Origin of the sequence: Nodosilinea sp. AN01ver1 (assembly GCF_050565655.1) — a bacterium.
Taxonomy (GTDB): Bacteria; Cyanobacteriota; Cyanobacteriia; order Phormidesmidales; family Phormidesmidaceae; genus Nodosilinea.
In genome coordinates, this window is the sequence record NZ_JBNXVS010000025.1 from 79,358 (window position 1) to 87,239 (window position 7,882).

Annotated in this window: 6 protein-coding genes; 4 read left to right on the plus strand and 2 right to left on the minus strand. The window is 59.1% G+C overall.

The annotated features are described in order from the left end of the window. Positions 1-122: 122 nt before the first annotated feature. The gene (locus ACQ4N7_RS18595; RefSeq protein ID WP_430712985.1) at positions 123-2,225 is read right to left on the minus strand and encodes an FAD-dependent oxidoreductase; all 2,103 of its coding nucleotides are present in this window, start codon (positions 2,223-2,225) and stop codon (positions 123-125) included. Positions 2,226-2,485: 260 nt separating this feature from the next. Here ACQ4N7_RS18595 and ACQ4N7_RS18600 point away from each other — a divergent pair, with 260 nt between their 5' ends. From ACQ4N7_RS18600 to ACQ4N7_RS18615, 4 genes are all read left to right on the plus strand, one after another. After that, positions 2,486-2,896: a hypothetical protein gene (locus ACQ4N7_RS18600; RefSeq protein WP_430712986.1), complete on the plus strand. Its 411-nt coding sequence runs from the start codon at positions 2,486-2,488 to the stop codon at positions 2,894-2,896. 287 nt (positions 2,897-3,183) lie between these two features. Further along, a complete protein-coding gene (locus tag ACQ4N7_RS18605; protein ID WP_430712987.1) occupies positions 3,184-4,731 on the plus strand; it encodes an FAD-dependent oxidoreductase in 1,548 nt (515 codons plus the stop codon). Beyond that, entirely contained in the window at positions 4,732-5,568 is an 837-nt protein-coding gene (locus ACQ4N7_RS18610) for a SirB1 family protein (protein WP_430712988.1), read from the plus strand. Continuing rightward, positions 5,565-6,299: a succinate dehydrogenase cytochrome b subunit gene (locus tag ACQ4N7_RS18615; protein ID WP_430712989.1), complete on the plus strand. Its 735-nt coding sequence runs from the start codon at positions 5,565-5,567 to the stop codon at positions 6,297-6,299. The genes ACQ4N7_RS18610 and ACQ4N7_RS18615 overlap by 4 nt, the downstream gene beginning before the upstream one ends. A gap of 596 nt (positions 6,300-6,895) precedes the next feature. Here the strand turns inward: ACQ4N7_RS18615 and ACQ4N7_RS18620 are convergent. Next, a complete protein-coding gene (locus ACQ4N7_RS18620) occupies positions 6,896-7,261 on the minus strand; it encodes a hypothetical protein (protein ID WP_430712990.1) in 366 nt (121 codons plus the stop codon). Between the last annotated feature and the right edge of the window lie 621 nt (positions 7,262-7,882).

Sequence of the window (7,882 nt, forward strand, 5' to 3'; positions counted from 1 at the left end):
TGACCAAAAATAAGTGAACAGGTTTTCAGGTTTACAGATTGTAATGGCCATTACCTAAAATGCAGCAAAACACGGCACTAGCTCTGGTATTGGCGCTAGAAGCGAGCATTAAGCCCAGGAGGCTATAGCTGCAGCCGCCCCTTGAACACTTCGTACATGACGCGGGAGAGTTCGCGGCGCTGCAGGTTTTGGCGATCGATGGGGGTGCGGCCAAAGGCCTTGTCGTAGACCTCAGGCATAGCCCGCTTGACCAAAAAGGACAGCTGTTCGCGGGTAATGGGGGCATTGGGGGCAAAACGGTTTTGGCCGACTCCGGCAATCATGCCGTGGGCGTGTAGCGTTTCGATGGGGATGTAGGCCCAGTGCTGGCCCGGCAGCACATCGCTAAAGGTGGGCTTGTCGGGTAGGGTGGTGGGCAACTTGAGCACGTTGACCAAAGCTGTGGCAACCACGGCGCGGTTAACCGGCGCGTAGGGCTTAAAGCTCAGGCTTCTGGGGTCTTCGCTGCGCACAATGGCCGCCGCCGCCAGCACTTGAATGGCTTCAAAGTCGGGGTCGTCGTGGCTGATGTCGTTAAACCAGAAAATGGGAATGCCGTTGCGGGCCATGAAGCCCTGAATCTTGCGGATGTGCTTTTCTTCGGTAGCCAATACCCGAGGCTCTAGCCCCGTCCATACCGAGAATACCGCCAGAAACCCGCTGGCCTCGCCGATCGCCCACTCCATTGGGTGCATGCGGTAGGCGGCATTGGTAATGTGGGTGGTGCCAATGCTCTTGGCCGACAGCACCAGGCCATCGGTGTCTCTGGGCACGAGCGACCCCAGCGGCAGGCTAAAGGGCAGGGCCACCACGTCTTTGCCCCTAGGGCTGACGTGGCCCTTGGCGTCGTTGCCGTGCAGATCGAGGTAGTGGTACTGGCCAATGCCCACCGAGTCGTCGAAGCAGCGCGCCCGCGCCTGGTCGGGGAAAAAGGTTTCGGCCACATCTTCGTGGCGAATGGTGGTGAGGGCAATGCCGCGCCGGGCTTCGCGGATGTAGGGTTCGAGGGCAATGCCGTCGCTAGTCCAGGTGAGGTCGCCGCGCGGCTTGAGGTCGGCGGCCCCGTGGGTTTGCAGGTAGTGAACGTAGGCCTGCGCCCGCTGCCGCGCCCGCTGAATGTGCAGTTTGCGCTCGTCGCGGCTGACCCCCACCAGCCGACCGGGACGGTAGTCGTTGCCGCAGCAAAAGGCGCGATCGGGCTCGCTAGAGGTGCCCCAGTTAAGCACGGCCACATCGCCGGGGAGGACTTTTTTGTCGTGGGGGTGCGACCTAAACAGCCGCCGATAGCGAAAGATGCCAAAGTCGCTAAAGAAGTCCCACTTTTGCCATTTGTCGGGCTTGGCCTTGGTCCAAAAGAGGTGGGTGAATTCTTTTAGGCCAATCCAGCCCTCGGTTTCAAAGCCGCTGGGTTTGCCGATCGCAACGCCTTTGCCCCGCGCCGTATGCTCGACCACCACATCAAAAGTGATCGACTGCTGGCACTGGGGTCGGGCATCCTCAGGCAGAATGGCTTCGCCGGTTTCGTGGCGAGCCTCTTGCCCCACACGGGAGGGGATGTTGCCCACCTCCAGCAGGTCGCCCAGGTCGGTGGCCTCGACGGTGACTTTGGCCCTGACGGTGAAGGTGTGGCCCGCCTGGGTATCGCGAAAAATGGCCCCCTGCACCCGCGATCGCCCGTTTCCCCCTTCTATTGCCACCTGCACGGGTTCTGCAAAGGGAATCAGCGTCAGGCGACCATCCCGTAGGTATGGCAGCAGCGCCTCATTCATGGCCGTCGCGGCCACCACAGGCGTTGTGGCCAGAGGGCTGACCCAGCCGCCGCCGGGGTTGGGCACTTTTTTGCCGCCGACGGGCTGTAGCTCGCGCTGGCGATCGCGAAACGCCCGCTGAGCCTTTGAAATCGCAAACTCTTCGCCATCTACCGTGTACAGCCCCGCCCTGGCCTGCAGCAGGTCGCCATCGTCGGAGGCGGGCAGGGCCTGGGCGGTGAACTGGCCGCCCACCACTTTGTGGGGCTGCACCAGACACACGTCTAGATTGAGCCTGAGCGCCGTCAGCGTGGTGGTGTAGGCAGCGGTTGAACCGCCCACGACCAAAATCGAGCCGGTTAATTCGGCCCCGGCGGCTGGGCGGGTAAACGCCCCATCGGCAAACACCCCATTGCGCTGAGTAATGGCATTAGACATAGCGGCGAACAGTCTCTAGAGTGACATGATTTTAGGCCACCCCAGCGGGCGACGCGCTAGGGAAAGCGCTTCAACTGACATGAAATTTATTTACCAGAGGTAAGCCGAAGGTAATAGGGCAGTACGGGGCTGAATCGGTCTAAATGCTCAGCCTGGGTCTGCCTGCTGAGCGATGCGGCAGCGCGACTGCTCGTCCTATAACTGGGCAAGACCACCACTTATGACTTACCGATAAGTGCGACTTCTTTCAGGAGATTTTTATGACTATTAATGCGATCGCAGCTAAGCTTCAGCGCATGCTTTGCGTTGGCCTCGCTACTCTTGTGATTGGCTCTGGCCTGCTGTTTGGCTTTAGCACCCCCGCCACCGCCCTCGGCAACGAAGCTGGCGACATTGTGCAGGGCCGGGCCGAGCGTGAACTTGACCGCATCACCAAGGGTGGCGATACGGTTAACGAGGTCAAACTTCGGCTTCAGGAAGGGCGGGGCGGTGTACCCGCTGACGCAGACAAAGGCACCGACGTCCGGAGCGGCATTGGCGCTCAAGAGGTAGGCCGTAAGGCGCAAAGAAGTCTGGATCGTGGCGAGGACGCTCTGGAAGATGCCGGTAACGCTGCCCGTGACTCTGCCGAAGACGTTGTGGACTCTGTTAAAGGGTTCTTCAACCGCTAGGTTGTTGCCTCGGCAAAACTTCTCCTAACTTTCCTTGTGAATATTGCTGATTTGCTTGTAGCAGCTTCAATTTTGGAGCTGCTTTTTTGTACTCAGTTCAGCAATGCCCCATCGCCCCTGGTTCGGTCGCCTGTGGTTCGAGGAGTTTAGATTTAGACTGAAACCATAGCTGTCGTGCGTCTGGTGGAGGCATTGCCCAGCCCAGCGCTTGAACGTTCATCTGAAGGTTTTGATGTCCCAGACGACGCGATCGCGGCGATATACCCTACGACCCCTTAAATCATTCCATGACCCTGACCGAACAGATGCTTGCTGGCCTACCAGGTCACCCGTTGGCAGGGCTTCAGCGGGCTGACGACCTGTGGCAGCGCTATCGCACCGGCAACCTGTTCACTCCGCAGGTTATTTACCAGGCCGCAGCACCGCTGGAGTCGATAGAGTGGGATGTAGTGATCTGCGGCGGCACTCTGGGCGTGCTGGTGGGGGCGGGGCTGGCGCAGCGGGGCTGGCGTGTAGCTATTCTGGAGCGCGGCGTATTGCAGGGGCGCGAGCAGGAGTGGAATATTTCTCGCCGCGAGCTGGCGGCGCTGACGGAACTGGGCCTGCTGAGCGAAACCGAATTAAACCAGTTGATTGCCTCGGAGTACAACCCCGCCCGCATTCAGTTTGGCAAGGGCGAGCCGCTCTGGGTGGAGGATGTGCTGAATGTCGGGGTTGACCCCAGACTGCTGCTGGAGCGACTCAAGGCCAAATTTATAGAAGCTGGCGGCAAGCTGTTTGAGCACACCGCCTTCAAGCTGGCCTCGGTGCACCCCAACGGCGTGTTGGTAAAAGCCGGACATCCCCTGACCACTCGGCTGCTGATCGATGCCATGGGTCACTTTTCGCCGCTGGTGCGCCAGGCGCGGGGGCCGAGCAAGCCCGATGCGATGTGCCTGGTGGTGGGCACCTGCGCTGAGGGCTATGCCAAAAACGACACGGGCGATTTGCTGGTGTCGTTTACACCGCTGAGGCACCAGTGCCAGTACTTTTGGGAGGCGTTTCCGGCCCGAGATGGGCGCACCACCTACATGTTTAGCTATATGGATGCCGACCCCCGACGGCTGAGCCTGAGCGAGTTTTTTGAGGAATACTGGACGCTGCTGCCGGAGTACCAGGGGGTGAGTCGGTCGGATCTGCGGATCAAGCGGGCGCTGTTTGGCTTCTTTCCCTGCTACCGGCAAAGCCCCCTGCGCTTCCCTTGGGGCCGCACCCTGGCGGTGGGCGACAGCAGCGGCAGCCAGTCGCCGCTCAGCTTTGGCGGCTTTGGGGCGATGATTCGCCACCTGGAGCGGTTGGTGACAGGCATTGATGGGGCACTGGGGTGCGATCGCCTCGGTGCCGCTGCCCTGGGTGCCCTGCAGCCCTACCAGCCCAACCTGTCAGTCACCTGGCTGTTCCAAAAATCGATGAGTGTGGGCATGGATCAAAGCCTGTCTGAGCAGCACATCAATACCCTGCTGACCTCCATTTTTGCGGCTATGGATCAGCTGGGCGACCCCACCCTCAAGCCCTTTTTGCAGGACGTGGTGCAGTTTCCGGCCCTGGCCAAAACCCTGGCGGTAACTTCGATCAAGTATCCGGGTTTGGTGGCTAAGATCATTCCTCAGGTGGGCGTGGGGGCGCTGGTGAACTGGCTGGGGCACTACGGCAGCCTGGCCGGGTACAGCGCCCTGGAACCTCTAGCCCGCGCCCTGGGTCCAGTGTTTGAGTCACTGCCCCCGGTTCAGCGATACTATAGCCTTCGTTGGCGAGACAGCCTGTTTTATGGCAGCGGTAAGGACTACGACGCCTAAATGACCAATTCTGCACTACCCCGAGAGCGCCTGTATCAAGAGCTGCAGCAGCCGATCGATCAGGTAAGTTTGGCCAGGGCGGCTCTGTATATTGCCCAGGAAGACTACCCCTACCTGGTGGCTGACGACTACCTGGCCATGCTCGATCGCATGGCCGACACCCTGCGCCAGCGCCTGCCCAAAGCGCTCTACCCGCTCAAAATTATTCGCGCCATCAACGACTATTTGTTTGTCGACCTCAACTTTCGCGGCAACAGCGTGGATTACTACGACCCGCGCAACAGCTTTCTCAACGAAGTGCTAGAACGGCGGGTGGGCATTCCCATTACCCTGTCGCTGGTGTACCTGGAGCTGGCCCACCGCATTGGTTTCCCTATGGTGGGGGTGAGCATGCCGGGGCATTTTCTGATTCGCCCCACGGTGGATGAAATGGATATTTTTGTCGACCCCTTTAACCAGGGCGAGATTTTGTTTGAGCAAGACTGCCGCGATCGCCTCAAGCAGATGTTTGGCGACGCCGCCCAGATCGAACCACAGCACCTGGCCCCCATTACCCCGGCCACCTTTTTGGTGCGAATGCTGACCAACCTGAAGCTGATTTATCTGCAAAATAGAGATGTACCCAAGGCGCTCGATGCGATCAACCGCATTCTGCTGATTTACCCCCAGGCGGTGAGCGAATGGCGCGATCGCGGCCTGATTCACTACCAGCAGGGGCAGCTTGGCGAGGCCCAGCGCGACCTGGAGCGCTACCTGTTCGAGCACCCCGACGCCCCGGATGCCTTTGAAATTCGCCGGGTAATCGAGCAAATCGAGAGCGTGCAGGATGAACCATGACCAACACCCTCAAAGCCCCCGACCCAAAGCCCGAACCGCCTAAAACCGCTGCATCGCCGCTGCTGGCGTTCTATCGCTCGTCGATGGGCAAAAAGCTGATCACCGGGTTTACCGGGCTGGCGCTGGTGACGTTTGCGCTGGTGCACATGGTGGGCAACCTGCTGCTGTTTGTGGGCCGCGATGCCTACAATGCCTACGCCCTGCTGGTGAGCAACTTTGGCGTTGTCTACTACGCCTTTGAGCTGGCGCTGACGGCGATCGTGCTGCTGCACGCCTGGGTGGGCATTGAGATTTTTTGGCGCAGGCGGCAGGCGCGGCTGCAGGGTTATAGCACGTATCAGTCGGCGGGCGGCTCTAGCTACCAAACGCTCAGCTCGCGCACCATGATTGTCACGGGCTCGGTGCTGGCGGTGTTTTGGGTCACCCACCTGATGACGTTTCGCTATGGCACCTACTACACCACTGAGCTGGGCGGCGACACCGTGCGCGACCTGGCCCGCCTGGTAATTGAGACATTTCAGGCGCTGCCCTACGTGGTGGGCTACACGGTTATTTTGGGGCTGCTGGCCTCGCACCTGCGCCACGGCTTTTGGAGCGCGCTGCAATCGATCGGGCTCTTAAATAGAGAGATTCGCCCTCTGGCCTACGGCACCAGTGCGGTGGTGGGCGTTGGCATTGCAGCGGGCTTTTTGCTGCTGCCCTGGGCGATCTACTTGGGTTGGGTGGGCTAAGCGTGAATTGTGGACTCGCTTAGCACTGGCACAGCCTCTCCAGCAGAACATCGCGCGTACTTGCTTTGCGCTGGCTCGTGATTGCTTCGCGCTGACCTGTGATTGCTTGTTACCGGGCTGTGATTGCTTCGCGCTGGCTTGTGATTGCTGGTTACCGAGCTGTGATTGCTTCGCGTGGGTCTGTGATTGCTTGGCGCTGGCCTGTGATTGCTGGTTACCGAGCTGTGCGGGGGTATCTATCTGATGGGGCTTTACCACCTACGCAGTAGGCACCGCCAGTTCTGCCAAGGAGAGCTTTGACCTGAGTAGGGTGCATTAGCGGCCTACCAGATCGTGCGAAACCTCATAAACCCTGCCTTTGGGCCGCAATGCACCGCTTACAAGACCGGGCCTCTCGATCGAGACAAACGGTGCGTTTCGGCCAGTAGAGCACCTTGCGCCCTTGCAGAGTTGGCGTGGGCCGGGAACACACCCTACGCACAATCAAGCTTGCAGCGCTTCAAGGGTGCAACATTCAAGCCTTTAGAAACTGGGTGTCTGCCGCCTGTAGCCCAGTATTGGGACAAACAACAGGCACCCGGTTTCTGGCAGAGAACCTACTCAATCAGCAAGGTCTTGGTTAGTATCGCCATCCACGGCATCCCCTCCGGGGAGGCTCCGCCAACGACTCCGCTCGACGACTGCGTCTCGACTCCGCTCGACGACCGCGTCTCGACTCCGCTCAGCGGAGCAGGCATAGGCTCTGACCAGTCGTTGGGCTCGGCGTAACCCAGGGCGTGGAGGATTTTGATGGTGCGATCGATCCCCGCCAGGCTGCCAAAGAGCATGTGGCGCACCTTCTCGGGGTTTAGGGACCAGGTCCCTTTGTTAGTGGCTCCAGATCTGGGCGGCAGCGGCAGGGACCCGCTCCCTGGGTTGGTCTCTTGATCGTCGCTGGCTTTTGGCTCTTGATTGTCAAACATCGGTTCTGTTCCTTGTAATGGGTTACGGAAGAAACAGAACGCGAAAACCCTAGCCACCCGCGCTTGCCGTGCAAACTGAGGGGACTAGGGTACCATGTGCCTAGCCTCGCAATCTGCTTGAGAGAGTTGCGGGGTTAGCTGTCGGTTGGTGTTGCGAGCACCTTCCGGCAGCGCCAAAGTTTTCGAGTTCTGTGCAAACACCGCTCGGGCCGAACGGCTTAATGGATGAGTGTATTGGTACAAAAGCTCCCTGTCAAGCGTGGAGTAAATGAAGACTTCGCCCGAATAGATATGGGAAGTTTCTCGTGCTCCACTAAAATCGTAATAATATATGGAAAGTTTCTTGCGATCTCCAAATTTGGGATCACATACAGAAACTTTCGGCCTATCTACCTCGATAGGGACAATATGTGCAAATTTACTCTCTAATAAAGTCGTTATGCGTCTACCTGTGTTCCTACGGGAAATCTCGACATGAAGGACAGTGTAGTGGCCTGGTTGACTGACAAAAGCTGAGTCCAGGTCGCTGGGTGCCCTACTGTGCGGTAGTTTCGGAGATTGGAAGGGAGAAGGGGGAGCCAGCGTTCTAAGCTTAGATACCACTCAAAACCATGAACGCTG